The sequence below is a fragment of the Falsiroseomonas ponticola genome (assembly GCF_016805305.1).
Classification (GTDB): domain Bacteria; phylum Pseudomonadota; class Alphaproteobacteria; order Acetobacterales; family Acetobacteraceae; genus Falsiroseomonas; species Falsiroseomonas ponticola.
Window position 1 is genome coordinate 335314 of record NZ_JAERQN010000002.1, and the last position, 18093, is coordinate 353406.

Consider the following 18093-nt stretch of genomic DNA (forward strand, 5'->3'; position numbering starts at 1 on the left):
GGCTATTCCGCCGCCGCCTCCACCATGCCCTCCCCGACCCCCTCCGGCGCCACGGGCAGGGAGAGGGTGAAGCGCGCCCCCGCCCCGGTATTCTCCGCCGTGATCCCGCCGCCCATGGACCGCATGAGGCCGTGGCAGATGGACAGGCCGAGCCCCGCGCCGCGATCCGGGCCCTTGGTGGTGACGAAGGGCTCGAAGATCCGGCCCATCACCGCATGGGGGATGCCGCCGCCGGTATCCGCCACCGCCAGCCGCGCGATGCCGTCCTCGATGGTCGCGGTGATGGTGATCTGCCGCGGCGCGCCGGGCGGGCGCGTGTCCAGCGCATCGCGGGCGTTGAACAGCAGGTTGACCAGCACCTGCTCCACCGGCACCGCATGGCCCAGCACCACCGGCGCCGGCGGGCCGAGCGTGACCAGCACCTCCGCCCCCGCTTCCGCCAGCGCGCCGCCGCACAGCGCCAGCGCGCCGTCCACCGCATCCGCCAGCCGCACCGGGGCCAGGGCATCCGCTTCCTCCTGCCCGCGGGCGAAGCGGCGGAGGTAGTCGATGATGGCCGAGCCGCGCTTCACCTGGTCCTGGATGCGATCGAGCCGCGCCAGCACGCGGTCCATGTCGCCGCGCTTGGCCGCCATCACGGCCACGCCGGCGGCCAGCGAGATGGCGGTCAGCGGCTGGCGCAGCTCATGCGCCAGCCCCGCCCCCATCTCCCCCAGCGAGGCGAGGCGCGAGGAGGCCAGCGCGCGCGCTTCCGCCGCGCGTTCGGCGGTGATGTTGACGATGTAGCCCACCACCAGGCCGCGCCCTTCCGGCAGCCGTTCCAGCAGACGCAGCGTCGTGCGCATCCAGGCCCAGCCGCCATCGGGCTGGCGCATGCGCCAGTCCATCACGGCCTGCCCCTCCGCCAGGGCGCGCTGGTACAGCGTCTCGAAATCCGTCTCGGGGTCGGCGAGCCGGGCCCAGGGCTGCAGGCGGGGCAGCGCATCCTCCGGCCAGCCGGACACCGCCGCGCTGTCGCCGTTGCGGTAGAGGTGCCGCGCCAGGCCATCCGGCCCGACTTCGCGCAGGAAGACGATGGCGGGCAGCCCTGCCAGCAGGCGCTCGATCTCCGCCCGCCCGGCCTGCTGCGCTTCCAGCCGCCGCCGGTCCCCCCGCCCGCGCAGCACGGCGAAGCCGGCCAGCAGCAGCAGCACCAGCACCGCCCAGGCCACCAGCGCCGCCACCCGCGCCCAGCCATGCACCTTCCGCGCCTGGGCCAGGTCCGGCCCCAGCGCGACGGAGCCCATCGCCAGCAGGCTGCCGCCCGGCACGGCGCGCAGGGCCAGCATCGCCTCCTCCCCGCTCAGCGGGCTCAGGCCCCGCATCGCGATGGCCTCCTCCCCCCGCGGCGCGGGGTCGCGCCCGTCGAGCAGCAGGCGGCCCGCCAGCCGCGCCGCCTGCGCGCTGCCGGCCAGCAGATCCCCCTCTCGCCGCAGGATGGCCGCGACCTCGCCGGGGCGAGGGGCCAGCGCGGCCAGGGAGGCGGCCAGCCCGGCGCTGTCCAGCGCCACCACGGCCATGCCGCCGAAGCCGCCTTCCGCGGTCTCGATCCGGGCGGAGACGGGGATGCTCCAGCCGGGCAGGGGGGCATCGGCCGGGGCCTCGCCGAGGGTCGGGTTCACCCGCGGCCCGGCCGCCCGGGCCTGGAACCAGGGCTGGTCCGCCACCGACCCCCCGCCCCCCGCGGAGGACCAGACCACGGCGCCCGCGGCATCCACGATGGCGATGCGGGCGATGGCGCCGGCCGAATCGGCGATGTGCCGGGCCAGCAGGGCCGCGACCTCCGCCTGGATGGCGGAATCCCCTGGCGCGCGATGGGCGGCCCAATGGCCGGCCAGCAGCTGCGCGTCCCGCGCCGCGGCCAGGGCGCGCTGGGCGAACTGGCTCGCTGCCTCCGCGATCGCGCCGGCGCGCTGTTCGGCGGCTTCCAGCGCATCGGCCTCCACATGGTCGCCGATCGCCTCCGCCCCCGACCACAGCAGCAGCAGGGCGAACAGCCCCGCGCAGCCGGCAAGGAATGCCGACCATCGCCGTCTCCGGGGCAGGGTGCCTGTCTGGGCCATGAAGGGACGCATCCTTAGGTCCCTTCCTGTGACTCGTCCGTTAGCCGCGCCGATTCACGGGCGCGCGGGGGCCACCCTTGCCTTCCGGGCGCCGGCGGCGTTCTTTGCGGGCCCGACGAATGCCAGGAAAGACGGCCGAGCGCCCATGCCCCATGATTCCGTCCCCGCTGCCGCCGCACCCGCGGGGGAAGCCGTCCCGGAGGATCTCTGGCGACTGCGCCGCAGCATCGACAACATCGACGCCGCCCTGGTTCACATGCTGGCCGAGCGCTTCCGCGTGACGCGGGAGGTGGGCGTGCTGAAGGCGGTGCACCGCCTGCCGCCCGTGGATTCGTCGCGGGAGGAAGCGCAGGTCGCGAAGCTGCGCGGCATGGCGGAGCGCGCGGGCCTCGACGCCGATTTCGCCGAGCATTTCATCCGGGGCGTGATGGCGGAGGTGGTGCGCCAGCACGGGGAGATCGCCAGGGAGCGGCGTGGCGCTTAGGGCCGCGGGAGCGGCAGGGGGCCTGACGCCCCCCGCCCGGGCACGTCAGACCTTCGTGTTCGTGCCCATGTAGCGATCCTCCAGCCCCCGCCAGGTGGCGTTGTCGAACAGCGTCCACAGCTCCCCATGGCTGAGCATCCGCCCGGCCGTGGCGTTGGAGGACCCCGTCTCCTTCAGCGAGGCCAGCACCTCCAGCCCCGCCTTGGCGAAGAGGCGCGTCAGCGCATTCGGGTAGATCGCCAGCCGGAAGCCGAGTTCCTGGAGACGGGCGGCGGGCAGGATCGGCGTCTTGCCGCCCTCCACCATGTTGGCCAGCAGCGGCACGTCCGGGAAGGCGCGGCCGACCGCGGCGAGTTCCGCCTCGCTCTGCGGGCTTTCCACGAAGATCACGTCGGCGCCGGCGGCGCGATAGGCGCGGGCGCGGTCGATCGCGGCTTCCAGCCCCTCGCCCGCTCGGGCATCGGTGCGGGCGATGACGACGAAGTCGGGGTCGCGCCTGGCCTCCACCGCCGCCTTGATGCGCATCGACATCTCATGCGTGGAGACGAGCTTGCGGCCGGGTTCGTGGCCGCACTTCTTCGGCCATTCCTGGTCCTCGATCTGGATGCCGCTGACGCCGGCGCGTTCGTATTCGCGCACGGTGCGGATGACGTTGAGCGGCCCGCCATAGCCCGTGTCGCCATCGGCGATGACGGGGATGGAGACGACGTCGCAGATGCGGCGGATGCGGTCCAGGATCTCCCCGAAGGACAGGGCGGAGACATCGGGCGCGCCCAGCGCGCTCATCGAGATGCCGGCGCCGGTGATGTAGAGGCAGGCATGGCCGGAGGCCTCCACCAGACGCGCGCCGACGCAATCGAAGGCGCCGGGGGCGAGGAAGAGGTCGGGGCCGGCCAGGAGTTCGCGGAGCCGCCGGTTGCGGCCGGCGGTCTCCGCCAGGCCGATCGGGAAGGTGGGGCCGGCGGGCAGGGGGGCTTCGGGCATGGCGTTCTCTCCGGAAGGGCTGGGATGCAAGCTAGTCGCGCGGGCAGCCGCGCGGAAGACAGGCGCTTTCCCGGTTTTGCGACGGCGCGGCTTGGGTCCATGCTGCGCCGCACCCGCCTGCAAGGACGCCGCCGCCCATGCCCACCCGCCGCCTGCTGATCGCCGCCACGACCCTCGCGCTGCCCGGCCTCGCCACTGGCACCGCAATGGCCCAGGGCCGCGGCGCGCTGCGCATCATCATGCCCTTCCCGCCGGGGCAGGGCAGCGACATCCTGATGCGCCTGCTGGCGGAACGGCTGCAGGGCCCGCTCGGCCAGCCCGTGATCGTGGAGAACCGGCCCGGCGCCGGCGGCACGCTCGGCATGGAATACGCGGCCAATGCCACGCCGGATGGCAACACCGTCGTGATGGGCGGCAGCGGGCCGACCACCATCGCGGGCAGCCTCTTCCCGCGCCTCGGCTACGACACGCTGCGCGACCTGACGCCGATCGCACTGATCGCCAGCGTGCCGCAGCTCTTCATCGTCAACAACGACTTCCCGGTGCGCGACATCCAGGGGTTGATCGCGCGGGCCAGGGCCAATCCGGGCGGGATCTTCTACGCCTCCTCCGGCAACGGCACGACGCAGCACCTGAATGTGGAGCTGTTCAAGACGCTGACGGGCACGGACCTGACGCATGTGCCCTATCGCGGATCGGGCCCGGCGCTGGCCGACCTGGTGGCGGGGCAGGTGCCCTTCATGTCGGACACGCTGGCGGCGGTGACGGACCTGGTGCGGAGCGGCCGCGTGCGCGCCATCGGCGTGACGTCCAGGGAGCGTTCACCCTTCTTCCCGGAGGTCCCGACCATCGCGGAGCAGGGGGTCGCGGGCTACGAATCCGTGGGCTGGATCAGCCTGCTCGGGCCCCGGGGGCTGCCGGATGCGCAGGCCGCGCGGATCGAGCAGGCGGTGGAGGGTGTGCTGCGCCAGCCCGATTTCCAGGCCCGCGTGGCCGACCAGGCCTTCACCGCCACCTTCCTCAACCGCACCGACTTCGCGGCCTTCATCCGCAGCGAGATCACGAAATGGGCCGGCGTGGTGCGGGCGGCGGATGTGAAGGTGGATTGAGGGTCAGGGCCTGGCGCGGGCGGAAACCGGCTCGCTGACCTCCTCCAGCGATCGCCCCTCCGCCGCGAAGCCCAGCCGCCATTCGGTGATGGCGGCCAGGATCATCAGGCTGGCGCCCAGCAGGTAGCCCCACATGATGTCCACGCGCTGCCCGCCCTCGATCAGCCAGCCGAACAGGGCGGGGCCGACCACGCCGCCGATGCCGGTGCCGAAGGCGTAGAAGACGGCGATGCCCATGGCGCGCATCTCCAGCGGGAAGGCCTCGCCCACGGTCAGATAGGCGGCGGAGGCCGCGGCGGAGGCGAAGAAGAAGATCACCGTCCAGCAGGCGGTCTGGCTGGTGGCGGAAAGCCACCCCTGCGCGAAGGCGAAGCCGGTGATCGCCATCAGCACGCCGGCCAGGCCATAGGTCAGGGTGATCATCGGCCGTCGCCCGACCGTGTCGAACAGCCTTCCCAGCAGCAGCGGCCCCATCAGGTTGCCGATGGCGAAGGGCAGGATGTACCAGCCCACATGCTCGTTCGCGACGCCGTAGAAGCGCGTCAGCACCAGGGCATAGGTGAAGAAGATCGCGTTGTAGCAGAAGGCCTGGCAGGCCATCAGCACCAGCGCCAGCACGCTGCGGTCCCGGTGCCGGCGGAACATGATGCCGACGACCTCCGCGATGCCGATATGGTCGCGGGGATGCAGGCGGATCGGGCCGTGCTGCAGCGGCGGCAGGGGGCCGTGGCGGGATTCGGCGCCGCGCTCGATCTCACTGACGATGCGCTCCGCCTCCTCCGGCCGCCCATGCGTCATCAGCCAGCGCGGGCTTTCCGGGATGTAGCGGCGCAGCAGCAGGATGACGAAGGACAGCGCGCCGCCGACGATGAAGGCCGCGCGCCAGCCGATCTCGGGATCCACCACGGCGGGGTTCAGCACCACCAGGCCGATCACGGCGCCCATGGCGCCGCCCGCCCAGAAGGTGCCGTTGATGACGATGTCCGTCTGCCCGCGCCGCCTGGCCGGGATCAGTTCCTGGATGGCGCTGTTCACCGCCGCGTATTCGCCGCCGATCCCCGCCCCGGTCAGGAAGCGGAAGAAGGCCAGCGACCAGAAATCCCAGGCGAAGCCGGTGGCGATGGTCGCCAGCAGGTAGACCGCGACGGTGGCGGTGAAGAGCTTCTTCCGCCCGAGCCGGTCCGTCGCCCAGCCGAAGCCGAGCGCCCCCAGCACGGCGCCCAGCAGATAGGCGGAGGCCATGAGCCCCACCTCGCTTTCCGTCAGCCGCAGGCTGGGGCTGGCGGCGATGGCCGGGGCCAGGCTGCCCACCAGCGTGACCTCCAGCCCATCCAGGATCCAGGTGACGCCGAGCGCCACGCAGACCAGGGTGTGGAAGCGGTCCCAGGGCAGGCGGTCCAGCCGGGCGGGGACCGTCGTCTCGAAGCTGGAACCGTCTCGCATGCGCCGGGCCTCCCTTACCCGGTCGCATCAACCGCCCGCGGCGTCCGGCGGTTCCATGGCGGCTACCGGCAGGGCACCAGGCGGATGTTCTCGACCTGCGCATCCACCGCCGCGCCGCTATCCTCGGTGTCGGAGGAGATCACCACCTCCTGCAGCGGCGGCACCTCCCCGCCCCCGAAGGCCAGGCGCCAATCGGCGGCCAGGTCCACGCGTTCCTCCACCCATTGCCCGCGCGGCGCCTCGGCCGGGCGGAGCACGCGGATGCGGGTGATGGCGCCGGTCCAGGGGCTGGCGAAGAAGGTTCCGGCCGTCGCCTCCCGCCCCGTGCCGCCCCAGACATAGCTCAGCACGCTGCGCGGCAGGCGGTGGTCGCCGGCGCTGGCCTGGGCCACCGCGTGCTGGGTGCGCGTCACGAAGCTGACGGCTGGGCCGAATTCGGTGAAGCCGACGGAAATCGCCAGCGCCCGGTCATCCCCCCCGCGCCGGGTCAGGTCCGTGACCGGCGGCCCCGCATCGACGCGCCAGCGCCAGGCGAGGCAGGTGGCGGCGCCGGAGAGGGGGCGGAAGACGAAGCCCCCTTCGCCCCGCCCGCGCACGCGGATGCCGCCGCCGGGCGTGGCGCTGAAATCGGCCGGGCGGATGCCGTGCCATTCCATCTTCCGCCAGCCCAGCGCCTCCACCTCCGCCTGGGTGCGCCCCGGGGAGACCGCGGCCCCGAGCAGGGGCGCGGCCAGCAGCAGGGCCAGGGCGGCTAGGCGGCGATCCATCCCCCCTCATCTGCGCGATCCCGGACCGGCGAACAAGAGTGAACAGATCGTAATCCGCGCTACCGCGGCGCGAGGCGCGCCAGCGTGCCGGCCTCCGCCGCCGCCACGATGGCCCGCGCATCCTCCGCCAGCAGCAGGCGTTCGCCCTGCAGCCGTTCCGCGCTGGCGCGCACGGCGGCGACATAGGCGGCCTGGTCCGGCCAGCGTTCCTCGAGGGAGGGGCGCGGATCGCCCGCGGCCTGGCGTTCCGCCCGCGTCGCCGCGAAGGGGATCACGCCGCCCTGGTTGGTGCAGAGCGCGCCTTCCCCGAAGCCGGCGCTCCGCGGGTTCCAGCCGGTATAGGTGGCGCGCGGCGCCTCGATGACCGGCGTGCGCAGCCCGCCGATGGCGTTGCCATCCGCATCCACGCGGGGGAAGAGGATCGGGTAGCTGCCGATCACCACCGGCGGGTTCTTCGTGGTGTCCAGCAGCGGCGCGGGCGTCCAGGACGTCAGGCGCGGCATGCCGGGGATGGCGGGATAGGCGGCGGCGGGCACCAGCGTGCCATGCGCCACCATCGGCACGCGGCTGGCCGGGGGCTCCGCGCCTTCGCGCACCCAGGCCTCCAGCGCCGCGACCAGGGCGCGGGTGGGGGCCCCGGCCTGCAGCGGGTTCATCGGCATCTGGCACATCGGGTTGCGGTTCGCGACCGCCTCCGCCACCGCGTAGTGGGGATGGCCGGTCATCATGTAGCCCCGCACCTCCGGCGGCAGGTCCACATGCCGCCCCGCCGGGTCCGTGTAGGTCAGCGACCCGCGCGCGCCCCAGAACTCGAACTCGCTATCGGTCTGGAAGACGCGGGGACAGGTGTTGGAGATGCGGCAGCGCCGCAGCAGCCCATCCCGCGCGCCGGTCAGCGGATCCGTCGTGGTCGCGTAGGTGAAGGGGAACTGGTCGGCGGCGTAGAGGCGATCCGTGTGGTCGGAAGGGTTCCGGCCGGGCTGCGCCCAGCGCGTGTTCATGAAGGTGCGCCGGCTGCCCGGGATATGCGCCACCAGGCCATCGAAGACCGGGCGGCCGCGCGTATCCTCGTTGAAGCCGAGATGCAGGTAGTCCCGCAGGAAGCGGCCGGACTGGGAGATGCCCATGCCGAGCGTCGCCGTCACGGTGCTGCGCCCATTCGCCGCCAGCGGATTGGCATCGCTGCCGTCCCGCCGCAGGAAGGCCGTGACGTCGCGGAACGCGGAGAAGCCCATGCCGAGCACGAGGGGATCGCGCGCGGTGTAGGTGAGTTCGTAGATGGCGCCGGCATCGAAGCCGGCGGGGCGCGTGATCTCGATCCGGTCGCCCTCCAGCAGGCGCCAGGCCAGCCCGGCCGGCGTCTGGCGCTGGTCCTCCTGCCGTGCGCGCACCGTCAGGGTGATGCTGGCGGGATCGGCGACGGGATAGGTGAGCTGGCCGATGGCCGGGTTCGTCGTGTTGTCGAAGACGAACTCCTCCCGCGACGGCCCCGTGATGCCGGTGATGCGCGGCACCTGCACCTTCATGCCCTGGCCCGGCGTCCAGTCGCCCTGCCAGCCCACCCAGGCGAGCGTCATGCCCTGGCGGAAGGTCCAGCCATTGCCGGCATCGGCGGCCTGTTCCAGCCGCGGCGTGCCGGCGGCGGAGCTGTCGTTCAGCACCTGCGTGACGATGCGCCGGCCGCGGTTCGGCGGCTCCACCAGCAGCGTGCCGTTGCCGCGGGCAAGGTCGGCGGGGCGCAGGATGATGACATCCGCCGTGGCCTCCACCCGCCCCTCGGCGTTGCGCGGCGCGCGGTCGATATCGGCGATGACGGCGTTGCGCGGATCGGCGGGATCCAGCGCGATGGTGGCGCGGGCGCGGATCTCCATATAGGGGCCGGCGGCGCCGAAGGCCTGGCCTTCGAAGGCGGGGCGCGGCGGGCCCGTCAGCTCGAACCGCACCACCTCCGCCATCGCGGCGGGCGACAGGGCCGCGAGCGCGACGGCGCCGAGCAGGACACGCTTCATGGACCGGTTTCCTTCCCCTGAGTTGGGGGAAGGCTCGCGCAGCGCGCCGGGCGATGCAACGGGAAAGCGGCGCCCCGGCCGCGCGTCAGGACCGCTTGTCGCGGCAGGCGTCGGACCAGGCCTGCAACACCGCCTGCGCCTGGCTGATGGCCTGCGCCGCATCCTGCATGCGCCGCCCCGCTTCCCGCGCATCCTGTCGCGCATCGGCCAGCAGGGCGACGTCCAGCGCCAGGGCGCTGGTCGCCAGCGGCTGCGCGACTTCATGGACGAGCCGCCGCACCGCGTCGCAGGCCGCGACGGCGCGGTCGCCGCTGGGCAGTCGCTTCATTGATCCTCCTCGACCGTGAAACCGGTGAACACGTAGCCCGCGATCCGCACCGCCCGGATGTTGCCCGGCGCGATCTTGATGCGCAGCTTCATCACGACGGTGTCCACCGCCCTGTCGCCCGGCCGGTGCGGCCGCTTGAAGACCGCTTCGCTGATGGCGGCGCGGCTGACCGGCCGCCCCAGCGCATCCCACAGCAGGGCCAGCGTCTCGAACTCCGAGCTGGTCAGGTTGCAGCCGGTGCCATCGGGCCGGATCAGGTCGCGGCGCAGGGCGGACAGCACCCAGCCATCGATCTGCCGGTCGCGCGCCTTGGACGGGGCGGGATCGCGGCCGCGAGGCACGTGCCGGCGCAGCACGGCGCGGATGCGCGCCAGCAATTCGCGCGGCGCCGCGGTCTTCTCCACCTCGTCATCCGCCCCGATCTCGAGGTTGAGGATCCGGTCCGTGAGGTCCGAGACCCCCGTGACGATGATGCAGGGCGTGCTGCTGCGCTGGCGGAGGTTCAGCAGCAGCTCCGTGCCGCGGACATCGCCCAGGCGCTGGTCCAGCAGGATCAGGTCCGGTGCGAAATGCTCCATCTGCTGCTGGAAGGTCTGCGGTTCCTGCGTGACGGCCACGGTGCAGCCCTGCGCCTGCAGATAGGCCGCGATCTGGCGCCCATAGGCGGGGTCGTCGTCCAGCACCAGGATGCGCGGTAGCGTCGCGGTCATGCCTGCACCGCCGTGGCTTGCGCGGGCACCATCACCTCACCCGCCGCGCGGCCTTCCTGCACGTTGAGGCAGAGCGTGACGACCGCGCCGCCATCCGCATGGTTCGCGATATCGATCGTGCCGCCGAAGCCGCGGATGGTGCCATAGGCGATGGAAAGGCCGAGGCCGGTGCCCTGGCCCGCCGGCTTGGTGGTGAAGAAGGGTTCGAACAGCCGGTCGGCGGAACCGGCGGGCAGGCCCTCGCCATGGTCGCGCACGGTCAGGACCACCCGGCCCGCGGCCGCGTCATGGCGCGCGGCGATGTCGATCCGCTTGTGCCGGCCGGTGACGCAGCGCATCGCGTCCCGCGCATTGACGAAGAGGTTCACGAGGACCTGTTCCAGCGGCACCACCTCGGCATGCACCATCGGGAGGGTCGCGGGCAGGTCCACGGCCACGCCGATGCCCGAGGCGTTGAGCATGCCGTTGCTGATCTTGAGCGCGCCCGAGACCACATCCGGCAGGGACACGGCGCCGACCTGGCCATCCGGCATGCGGCTGAAGATCTGGAAGTGGTCGATCACTTCCCGCAGCCGCGCCGTCTGCACCGCGATGTCGTCCAGCCGCTGCCGGGCGGAGGCGAGGTCCGCCGGCGTGCCGCGCGCCAGTTCGAAGGAAGCGACATCCGCGGCAAGGGTGATGGTGGCGCAGGGCTGGTTCAGCTCATGCGCGACGCCGGTTGCCATTTCGCCCAGCGTGGCCAGCTTGGCCGCCGCGATCGCTTGCGCCTTGATGGTGCGCTCCTCCGTGATGTCGATGATCAGGCCGACGACCTCGAGGCTGCCCGGCGCCGAGGCGGTGTTGACGACGCGGCAGTGTTCGCGGACCCAGGCATGGCCGCCCGCCTCCGACCGCGTCTGGAATTCGCGGATCGCCTCCGATGCCGCGTAGACATTGCGGAAGAAGGCGGCACGGGCATCGGCGGGACCTGGCGCGCCGGGGCGCGCCAGCAGGCGGCGCCCCGGCTGTTCCGGCGGCGCCTCCTCCGGCCAGCACGCCTTCTCCCCCACCTGCGTGTGGGTCAGCAGGCTGCTGAAATTGCCGTCGCTGTCGATCGTTCCGCGATAGGCCCGGCCCGGCATCGCCGCGAGAAGCGCGGAGGCTTCCTTCGCCGCGGCCATGTCGGCCGCGGCCTCGAAGCGCGCGCGGCTGCCATCCAGGCCGGCGAAGACGAGCAGAAGCCCGCCCGTGGCGCCGGCGAGCAGGGAGAACAGCGCGAAGGTCAGGGTCTGCCGCTGCCGCGCCGCCGCCTGTTCGATGGGGGCGTAGTCCAGCCCGAAGGCGACGGTCACGCCCCATTTCGGCAGGGTCTGCCAGGCGCAGAGCAGCCGGCGGCCATCGATCTCGCTGCGGATCAGCGCGCCGCCCTGCGGCGCGCTGTCAAGGATGCTCAACGTCCGCTGGCTGATCCGGCGGCCGATGGAATTGAGGGGATCCTCGCTGCGCGCCAGCACCGTGCCGTCATGGCGGATCACGGCGGCCACCGCGCCCGCCCCGAAGTCGATCGCGCCAAGCCCCGCACTCATGGCGAGCGAATCGAGGGAGACCACGCCGATGCCGGCGAAGGCCCCGCCGCGATCGAGGAGTGGCTGCGTCACCTGGACGCTCCACTCGCCCGATACGACGCCACGGACAGGCGCGCTGATGGAGGGCGCCATGTGTCCGTCACGGTGGCGCTGGAAATAGTCGCGCTCCGACACGTCCACGCCGATGAAGCGCGGGTTGGTGCTCCACGCGATGCGGCCGGTGGCGTCGATGATCCCGACCTGCCGCACATCGAGGCGCCTGGCCTCCGCCACTTCCTGGAGATGGCGTTCGAGCTGCGTGGGGCCGTTGACCATCGCGGCATGGTCGTGAACATAGGCGTGCCGGGCGATGACCTGCAGCGTCAGCGCTGCCTCCAGCGACCCTTCGATGCGCTGGCGGATGGCCTCGACCGCCGCATCGGCGATCAGGCGGCTATGCGCCTCGTTCTTCGCCTGCGTTTCCGCCACCAGCCGATCCACGCCCGCCGATCCGGCCGCGTAGGCACCGAGAAGCACGACGCCGATGATCAGGACACGCCAGCTATGCGGCGGCGTTCGCCGGATGCGTTCACGCATCGCGCGGTTCCGCGGCGCGAAGCGGCATCGCCATGCGCAGCGCCATGGCCCCCGAGGCGCCGTTCCACGACGTCATGCGGCCGCCCAGCCCTTCCAGCAGGCGGCGGGCGATGACGAAGCGCAGCCCTTCCTGGGTCCGCACCCAGGGGCTGGTCGTCTCCTCGAAGGCGATGCCGGCGGGCGGCTCCTCCGGCGTCGCCCCCGCGGGCACGACCAGCAACGTCACCACGACCCAGGACGGATCCCCGGCCAGCGCGATGGCAGGGCGCAGCAGGGCGCCGGGCGGTGCCCATTCCATCGCTTCCTGCATCGCATGGTCGATGATGCGGCCGAGCAGGCCGGGGGACGCATCGACGGCCACGGGCGGCATCGTGCCCCATGCCAGCGCGATGCCCTTGCGCGCGGCGAGGGGCTGGAGCTGCTCCGCCGTGCCGCGCATCAGATCGGCGAGGATGGTGCCGCGTTCCGGCGCCGCCAGGTCGCGCTGGCCGACGCGATGCAGCTCCTCCACCAGCTCCACCGCTTCCGTGGCCTTGCGGACCCCATCGATCAGCAGCGCCATGCAGGCCGCGGAGCCTGCCGCCGGCGATGGGGAGGCCAGGAGTTCCGCCCCGCCCGCGATGGCCGAGAGCGGCGTGCGCAGCGCGTGCGAGATGGCATGGATGTCGCGGTCGCCGCCCGCCGATGCCGTCCCGGCGCCGGGCGTGGCGGCGCCTTCCAGCGTCCTCAGCCGGCTCAGCCGCGACTGCCGTTCCCGCGCGTTGCGCCGTCGGGTGCCCGCCCGTTCCAGCGCCGCGCCCACGGCCCGCGCCGCCTCCGCCAGGCGGAAGGGCTTGCGCAGGAAATCGCTGACGCGCGTGCGCACGGCCGCTGCCGCATCGTCGATGGTGGCGTGGCCGGTCATCACGATGACCTCCACGGCGCGTTCGTCATCCCGGTCCCGCAGGATGTGGCGGGCGAGGTTCAGGCCATCCAGTCCCGGCATGCGGATATCGCTGATCACGACGGCAATCATGGGGTTCGCATCGAGCGCCGCGAGCGCTTCCTCCGAGGAAGGGGCGCTCGAGACGCGAAAGCCGAAGGCCGCCAGCCCATCGACCAGTTGCCGTGACACCGCGGCTTCGTCATCCACGACGAGGACCGAGTATCCGGCGCTTGGCGGTGGCACAGCGTGCACCTGGGCAGCGGTCATGACGCACTCGATACTCAACAAATCTAGGTCGCCGTATATCGACCGTCGCGGAACAGCCGCAAGGTGGCGCGACATTGCACCACACAACTCGACATCTATCGAAAACTCATGTGCTGACGTCAAGGAATCTAAGCAGGCGCGGATTCCGCCCACGCTGTCCCGCCCCGGCCCGCGTGGACTCATCCAGAGCAGAATCAACGGGAATCGACAACACTGCGCGTGGAAAAAGCCGCCGCCATCGCGCACAGATGCCCGATGCGCCCGCTGTACCCGAGCCGTGCCGTCCAGACATCGATGAACGCCTGCTCCGCCATGCCAGGCCTGCGGCGGGATGCCGCGGCGGCCGATCCGGTGACGGCGCCGCGCGCCCCGGCGCAGGAACCACCGCCATTCCAAGACCCGCCTGACGATGCGATGCCCAGGGAGACGACCGTGAACATGATGCATGGCGACATCGTCGCAGCCGACCCGACCACCGCCGAGCGGACGGCCGATCTCGCCAGCATCCGCCTCGGCAAGCGCATGCGGGACATGCGGAAGCTGCGGCAGATGACGCAGGCCGATCTGGGCCGCTTCATCGGCATCACGCCCCAGCAGGTGCAGAAGTACGAGACCGGCCTGAACCGCGTCTCCGCCGCCACGCTGGTGCGCATCGCGCAGGCGCTGCGCATCTCGCCCCTGCTGCTCATCAGCAGCATCTGGCCGGAGGCGGAGATGAACGAGGGTTCGCTCAGCAGCGCCTACCTGGATGTCGATGTGACCGAGCGCGTTGCGATCGTGGAGCTGTACGGCGCCATCGCCGATCCCGAATGGCGCCGCCGCGCGAAGGATCTGCTGGAGCTGATGGCGAAGGCGCGCAGCGCCTAGCGCGCTCCGCCGCCGCGGCCCGCCCGCCGATCAATCACGAGATGTCCCGACTTGCCTGAAGGGGGTTTCGCCGCCACTCACACCGACCAAACTGGCAAGGTTGCAGGCCTGCCAGGCCATGGCCGATGCGAACAGGATCGGAGCGTGCGTCACAACGCCTGAGATGCAGGGATCCGCGGGATGCCGGATGTCTCATTCCAGCTTCACTCCCCGTCGATCCTGGTGGCAGGCGGTCTCGCCGGCATGCTCGGCTGCGTCCTGCTGGCGCGCTGCCGGGTGGCGCCGCGCGGGGCGGAGGGGCCGGCCGTGCCGGGCATCTGGCTGGCCGCGGCGGTCATCGAGACGCTGGTCTGCCTGGGCAATGCCGCGCGGGGGCAGCTCCCGCCCGTGTTCGTCTTCTACCACCTGAATGCCGCGCTGCTGACAGCGCTGACGCTGATCTGGATGGGGGCGCGGCGGGCACAGGGCCTGCCCGCCCCCTGGTGGTGGGCGGTCCTGCCCAGCCTCCTCTGGTACGCGGCGCGGATCGTCATCGGCGATGATTACAATCCCGTGGCCCGTCTTGCGGTCTTCGTGCCGCTGGCGAGCGGCCTGCTGATCGGGGGCACGGCCCAGCTTGTCGCCCTGTATCGCCGCGACGGCGTCCGGGCGGCCCTCGACCTCGCCCTGCTGCTCGCCTTCGTCGCCGCCTGGCTCTGCGCCATCTTCCTGCTGTCGCTGCCGGACCTCTCCGAACGCCGGGACGTCTGGGGCTTCGTGCGCGCGCCGACGGCGCTGCTCACCGCCGTGTTCACCGCGACGCTTCCCCTGCTGTTCCTGGCCATCGCGCGCGAACAGGAAACGCTGCAGGTCGCGAAGCGCCGCGACGCGGCGCTGGCGGAAGGCCGGGCGGAGATCACCCGGCTGCATGAGGGGCTGCCCGCCGTGATCTACCTGCGCTCGGTCGATGCGGCAGGGCGGATGCGGACGCTCTATCGCGGTGGAGACATCGGCGGCGTGACGGGGCTGCCGGTCGCGGACATTCAGGCGGACCTGCTGCCGGTGCATGTCCCGCATGAGGGTGTCTTCCCCTTCCGCGAGCATATGGCCGCGGTGAAGCGGCTTGGCGCCGCATCCCTGATCTGGCACCTGCCGCAGCCCCATGGCGGCAACCGCGTGCTGCGCACCTCCTCCCGCCTGCTGCGGGACCTGCCCGATGGCGGCTTCGAGGTTGTCGGCCACACCATCGACATCACGGCGGAGACGGTGGCGGAAGCGCGCGCGGTGGCCAGCGCGCGCCTCGCCTCCCTGGGCGAGATGGGGGCGGGGCTCGCGCCCCAGGTCAAGCAGCCCCTGCAGGCCATATCGCTCGCCGCCGAGATCGCCATCCTCGCCCTCCGCCACGCGGATGCCGAGGCCGCGGTCCGGCGCCTCGCCCTGATCGTCGAGGAAGCGGCGAGCGCGGCGCATATCGTCGAGCAGCTGCGCCGCTTCGCCGATTCCCGCAGCAGGATGACGACGCCTGTCGCCGTGATGATCGGCGATGCCGTGGACCTGGCGCTGCGGCTGACCAACCACGCCTCTACCGAGGCGGGCGTGACGGTGGATTGCGCGGATGTGGCGCCGCTCATCGTGCTGGGCGACGAGATCGGCATCGCGCAGGTGCTGGTGCACCTGATCACCAATGCGCGGGAGGCGATGGAGCGGCTGCCGCCGGGCAGCCCCCGCCGCCTGCGCATCCGCGCGGCCAGGACGGAGCCCGGCTGGGCCGAGGTCTCGGTCGCGGATACCGGCCGCGGCATCGCGCCGGAGGTGCTGGCCCGGCTCTTCGAGCCCTTCGTCAGCACCAAGGGCCCCGACCGCGGCAATGGCCTGAGCCTGTCGGCGAGCCACGGCCTGGTCCGCTCGATGAAGGGCCGCCTGGCCGCGCACAACACGCCGGAGGGTGCGGTCTTCGTCATCGCGCTGCGCGTCGCGCCGGAAGCCGCCGCCGAGCCCGGCTGACGCCGCCGCGCGCGCCCTGCCCCCGGCGCCGCGCGCGGGGCGAGAGAAGTGGTCGAAACTCGACAAAAGCCACCGGGTGCGCGTCTTCGCGCCTTCCTATGATGACGTGGCCCACACTGCATGGTTCGGGAGTTCCTTCGTGTCCTGCTGCCTTGAAGCGTTTTCCGTCTCCGGCGCCGGCGTCTCCATCGTCGTGGTGTCGGGGCGTGGCATCGGCGCCCTGCGGGCGACGCTGGAATCGATCGCGGCGCAGCAGCTGCCCCCGGACGACATCACCATCGCGACGGAAGCCGGCGAGGTGGAGGAGGTGCGCGGCCTGGTCGCGCAGGTGCTGCCGCCGGCGCTGGCGGGCCGGGCGGTGGCGCGGGCCGGGGAGGGCGGCGGCTGGGACCTGCTGCCCGCCCTCGTCGATGAATGCGCCGGCGCCGCGCTGGCCGTGGTCGAGGCGGGCGAGGTGCTGGCGCCGGGCTTCCTGCAGGCCGTGCAGGGCCGCTTCGCGGCGGAGGACGGCGACTCCATCGCCGCGGTCGCGATCCGCGTCAGCGATGCGGAGGATCCGCAGCGTGGCCTGGGCGGAGAGGCGGAGCTGACGGTGGAGGAGGTGCTGGGCCGCCCCGATGCGCCCGCGACCTGCTTCGTCTATCGCCGCGAAGCGCTGCACCGCGTCGGCGGATGGGCGTGCCTGCCGCCGGCTTCCGCGCAATGGGACCTGCATCTCCGCCTCGCCGCGGAATGGCGCATCGTCCTGCTGCCGGCGCCGCTGGTGATGCGCGGCCTGCTGCGGCTCGAGCAGCCTGATTCGGGGCCGGCCGTGCGGTCCCAGCAGCTGCGCCGGCTGCTGAAGCGCGCGCCGGACCAGCTCGGCCTGCTGCTGCTCGTCGCGCAGCGCCGCCGGGAGGCGGGCGAGCGCGAGGCCAGGCTGCAGGAGAAGCTGGACCAGGTGACGCGGCGGCTCGATGACCTCGCCGCCATGGTGGCGCGCCTGCCGGGCGCGCAGGCGGTGGCGCCGCCGCAGAAGCAGGATGGCGAGCGCGTGCTGCGCGTGAGCTGACGCGGCCCGGCGGCGCCGCGGCCGCGGGGCACCATCGCCGGGCGGGGCCGCGCCCCGCGCCGGCGATGCGCGTCGCGTCACGCCGCGGCCAGCACCGCGGAGAGCGCGGGCGCCGCGCCGGCCAGGCGCGCATGGAAGTGGTCGTAGATGGCGACGTCCAGGCGGTTCGCCTGCCCGATGTACTGCGCCATCGCGGTGGTCACGCGGCGCTCATCCTCGTCATCCTCGTTCACGTTGATCCGCAGGCTCGGCAGGCGCGGCCGGCCGGACAGCGCCGTCACGGTCAGGAAGGAGACCTCGTACATCTCCTGGATGCCGACGAAGGCGTAGGCGCGCATGATGTAGGCGATGCAGGCGGCGGCGCGGCCGCTGGCGAGAAGCGGGTCCGGCACCAGGTGCCGGGCCATCCTGTTCTGCTCCGGCGCGAAATCGACATAGTCCTTCAGCGTCGGGAAGCGCGCGGTGAAGTCGGCCTGCAGCGGGTTGCGGGGCGATCGCTGGTGGCGGTAGTCGGAGACGACGCGGTCCACCGGGTTGCGCAGCAGCGTCACGAAGCGCGCATCGGTGTAGTGGGAGCGCAGCCGCGCGGCGTGGCGCGCCAGCAGGTGGCCGGACACGAAGCGGATGCCCGCCGGCCCGCCATCCTTCAGGAACTGCTCGACGGCATCGTCCATCCGGGCGCGGAAATCCGGGCGCCCGTCGGCGGCATCCACCGCGATGCTGGCGCTGGGTTCCAGCAGCGCCGCGAGTTCCGTGCGCAGCGAGGTGCCGGCGGTCTTCGGGATGTGCACGAAGACGCAGGGATCCGTGCCGATCGCGGCATCGCGCAGATAGTCCGTGACGGGGCGTTCGAACAGCACCTCCATCAGCATGGCGCGGCGCCCCTGGCGCTGGCCTGCCCGATGGGCGCGCGGCGCCATCGT

16 protein-coding genes are annotated in these 18093 nt (G+C 72.6%); 5 read left to right on the forward strand and 11 right to left on the reverse strand.

Features of this window, described 5'->3' with window-relative positions:
* Positions 1–2: 2 nt before the first annotated feature.
* Positions 3–2102 carry an ATP-binding protein gene (locus JJI54_RS09115; RefSeq protein ID WP_203072647.1) on the reverse strand — a complete coding sequence of 700 codons (2100 nt, stop codon included), beginning with the start codon at positions 2100–2102 and terminating at the stop codon, positions 3–5.
* Between the two features lie 145 nt (positions 2103–2247).
* On the opposite strand from JJI54_RS09115, the gene JJI54_RS09120 reads away from it, so the two are divergent.
* Positions 2248–2586, forward strand: coding sequence for a chorismate mutase (locus tag JJI54_RS09120; protein WP_203072648.1), 339 nt, complete (start codon positions 2248–2250; stop codon positions 2584–2586).
* 45 nt (positions 2587–2631) lie between these two features.
* On the opposite strand, the gene JJI54_RS09125 is transcribed toward JJI54_RS09120, so the two are convergent.
* A complete protein-coding gene (locus tag JJI54_RS09125; RefSeq protein WP_203072649.1) occupies positions 2632–3570 on the reverse strand; it encodes an isocitrate lyase/PEP mutase family protein in 939 nt (312 codons plus the stop codon).
* A 137-nt stretch (positions 3571–3707) separates the two neighbouring features.
* Between JJI54_RS09125 and JJI54_RS09130 the strand changes: the two genes are divergently transcribed.
* Entirely contained in the window at positions 3708–4679 is a 972-nt protein-coding gene (locus tag JJI54_RS09130) for a Bug family tripartite tricarboxylate transporter substrate binding protein (protein ID WP_203072650.1), read from the forward strand.
* Positions 4680–4682: 3 nt separating this feature from the next.
* Here the strand turns inward: JJI54_RS09130 and JJI54_RS09135 are convergent, their stop codons facing one another.
* The 8 genes from JJI54_RS09135 to JJI54_RS09170 all read right to left on the reverse strand — a co-directional run bounded on the left by JJI54_RS09135 (position 4683) and on the right by JJI54_RS09170 (position 13709).
* Positions 4683–6122 (reverse strand): MFS transporter, encoded by a 1440-nt coding sequence (locus JJI54_RS09135; protein WP_203072651.1) that lies wholly within the window; start codon positions 6120–6122, stop codon positions 4683–4685.
* Positions 6123–6184: 62 nt separating this feature from the next.
* Positions 6185–6889 carry a DUF3047 domain-containing protein gene (locus tag JJI54_RS09140; protein WP_203072652.1) on the reverse strand — a complete coding sequence of 235 codons (705 nt, stop codon included), beginning with the start codon at positions 6887–6889 and terminating at the stop codon, positions 6185–6187.
* A gap of 59 nt (positions 6890–6948) precedes the next feature.
* Positions 6949–8898: an alpha/beta hydrolase domain-containing protein gene (locus JJI54_RS09145; protein ID WP_203072653.1), complete on the reverse strand. Its 1950-nt coding sequence runs from the start codon at positions 8896–8898 to the stop codon at positions 6949–6951.
* Positions 8899–8983: 85 nt separating this feature from the next.
* Entirely contained in the window at positions 8984–9226 is a 243-nt protein-coding gene (locus JJI54_RS09150; RefSeq protein WP_203072654.1) for a hypothetical protein, read from the reverse strand.
* Positions 9223–9936, reverse strand: coding sequence for a response regulator transcription factor (locus JJI54_RS09155; RefSeq protein WP_203072655.1), 714 nt, complete (start codon positions 9934–9936; stop codon positions 9223–9225). Before JJI54_RS09155 ends, JJI54_RS09150 begins: the two co-directional genes overlap by 4 nt.
* Positions 9933–12077 carry an ATP-binding protein gene (locus tag JJI54_RS09160; RefSeq protein WP_203072656.1) on the reverse strand — a complete coding sequence of 715 codons (2145 nt, stop codon included), beginning with the start codon at positions 12075–12077 and terminating at the stop codon, positions 9933–9935. Before JJI54_RS09160 ends, JJI54_RS09155 begins: the two co-directional genes overlap by 4 nt.
* Positions 12070–13452 carry an ATP-binding response regulator gene (locus JJI54_RS09165; RefSeq protein WP_318987482.1) on the reverse strand — a complete coding sequence of 461 codons (1383 nt, stop codon included), beginning with the start codon at positions 13450–13452 and terminating at the stop codon, positions 12070–12072. The genes JJI54_RS09160 and JJI54_RS09165 overlap by 8 nt, the downstream gene beginning before the upstream one ends.
* Positions 13453–13463: 11 nt before the next feature.
* Entirely contained in the window at positions 13464–13709 is a 246-nt protein-coding gene (locus JJI54_RS09170) for a hypothetical protein (protein ID WP_203072658.1), read from the reverse strand.
* On the opposite strand from JJI54_RS09170, the gene JJI54_RS09175 reads away from it, so the two are divergent.
* From JJI54_RS09175 to JJI54_RS09185, 3 genes are all read left to right on the forward strand, one after another.
* Complete coding sequence (locus JJI54_RS09175) at positions 13708–14136, forward strand: helix-turn-helix domain-containing protein (RefSeq protein ID WP_226381638.1); 429 nt, start codon at positions 13708–13710, stop codon at positions 14134–14136. The two genes, JJI54_RS09170 and JJI54_RS09175, sit on opposite strands and share 2 nt — an antisense overlap.
* 180 nt (positions 14137–14316) lie before the next feature.
* Positions 14317–16119 (forward strand): sensor histidine kinase, encoded by a 1803-nt coding sequence (locus tag JJI54_RS09180; protein WP_203072660.1) that lies wholly within the window; start codon positions 14317–14319, stop codon positions 16117–16119.
* Positions 16120–16258: 139 nt separating this feature from the next.
* Complete coding sequence (locus tag JJI54_RS09185; RefSeq protein WP_203072661.1) at positions 16259–17170, forward strand: hypothetical protein; 912 nt, start codon at positions 16259–16261, stop codon at positions 17168–17170.
* 77 nt (positions 17171–17247) lie between these two features.
* Here the strand turns inward: JJI54_RS09185 and JJI54_RS09190 are convergent, their stop codons facing one another.
* Complete coding sequence (locus JJI54_RS09190; protein WP_203072662.1) at positions 17248–18090, reverse strand: sulfotransferase family 2 domain-containing protein; 843 nt, start codon at positions 18088–18090, stop codon at positions 17248–17250.
* Positions 18091–18093: the final 3 nt, after the last annotated feature.

Coding starts and splice junctions, on each gene's coding strand:
- JJI54_RS09170 (WP_203072658.1), bottom strand. CDS start 13,709: ATGTTCACGGTCGTCTCCCTGGGCATCGCATCGTCAGGCGGGTCTTGG.
- JJI54_RS09190 (WP_203072662.1), bottom strand. CDS start 18,090: ATGGCGCCGCGCGCCCATCGGGCAGGCCAGCGCCAGGGGCGCCGCGCC.
- JJI54_RS09125 (WP_203072649.1), bottom strand. CDS start 3,570: ATGCCCGAAGCCCCCCTGCCCGCCGGCCCCACCTTCCCGATCGGCCTG.
- JJI54_RS09155 (WP_203072655.1), bottom strand. CDS start 9,936: ATGACCGCGACGCTACCGCGCATCCTGGTGCTGGACGACGACCCCGCC.
- JJI54_RS09115 (WP_203072647.1), bottom strand. CDS start 2,102: ATGGCCCAGACAGGCACCCTGCCCCGGAGACGGCGATGGTCGGCATTC.
- JJI54_RS09150 (WP_203072654.1), bottom strand. CDS start 9,226: ATGAAGCGACTGCCCAGCGGCGACCGCGCCGTCGCGGCCTGCGACGCG.
- JJI54_RS09160 (WP_203072656.1), bottom strand. CDS start 12,077: ATGCGTGAACGCATCCGGCGAACGCCGCCGCATAGCTGGCGTGTCCTG.
- JJI54_RS09120 (WP_203072648.1), top strand. CDS start 2,248: ATGCCCCATGATTCCGTCCCCGCTGCCGCCGCACCCGCGGGGGAAGCC.
- JJI54_RS09140 (WP_203072652.1), bottom strand. CDS start 6,889: ATGGATCGCCGCCTAGCCGCCCTGGCCCTGCTGCTGGCCGCGCCCCTG.
- JJI54_RS09145 (WP_203072653.1), bottom strand. CDS start 8,898: ATGAAGCGTGTCCTGCTCGGCGCCGTCGCGCTCGCGGCCCTGTCGCCC.
- JJI54_RS09135 (WP_203072651.1), bottom strand. CDS start 6,122: ATGCGAGACGGTTCCAGCTTCGAGACGACGGTCCCCGCCCGGCTGGAC.
- JJI54_RS09165 (WP_318987482.1), bottom strand. CDS start 13,452: ATGAGTCCACGCGGGCCGGGGCGGGACAGCGTGGGCGGAATCCGCGCC.
- JJI54_RS09175 (WP_226381638.1), top strand. CDS start 13,708: ATGATGCATGGCGACATCGTCGCAGCCGACCCGACCACCGCCGAGCGG.
- JJI54_RS09180 (WP_203072660.1), top strand. CDS start 14,317: ATGCCGGATGTCTCATTCCAGCTTCACTCCCCGTCGATCCTGGTGGCA.
- JJI54_RS09130 (WP_203072650.1), top strand. CDS start 3,708: ATGCCCACCCGCCGCCTGCTGATCGCCGCCACGACCCTCGCGCTGCCC.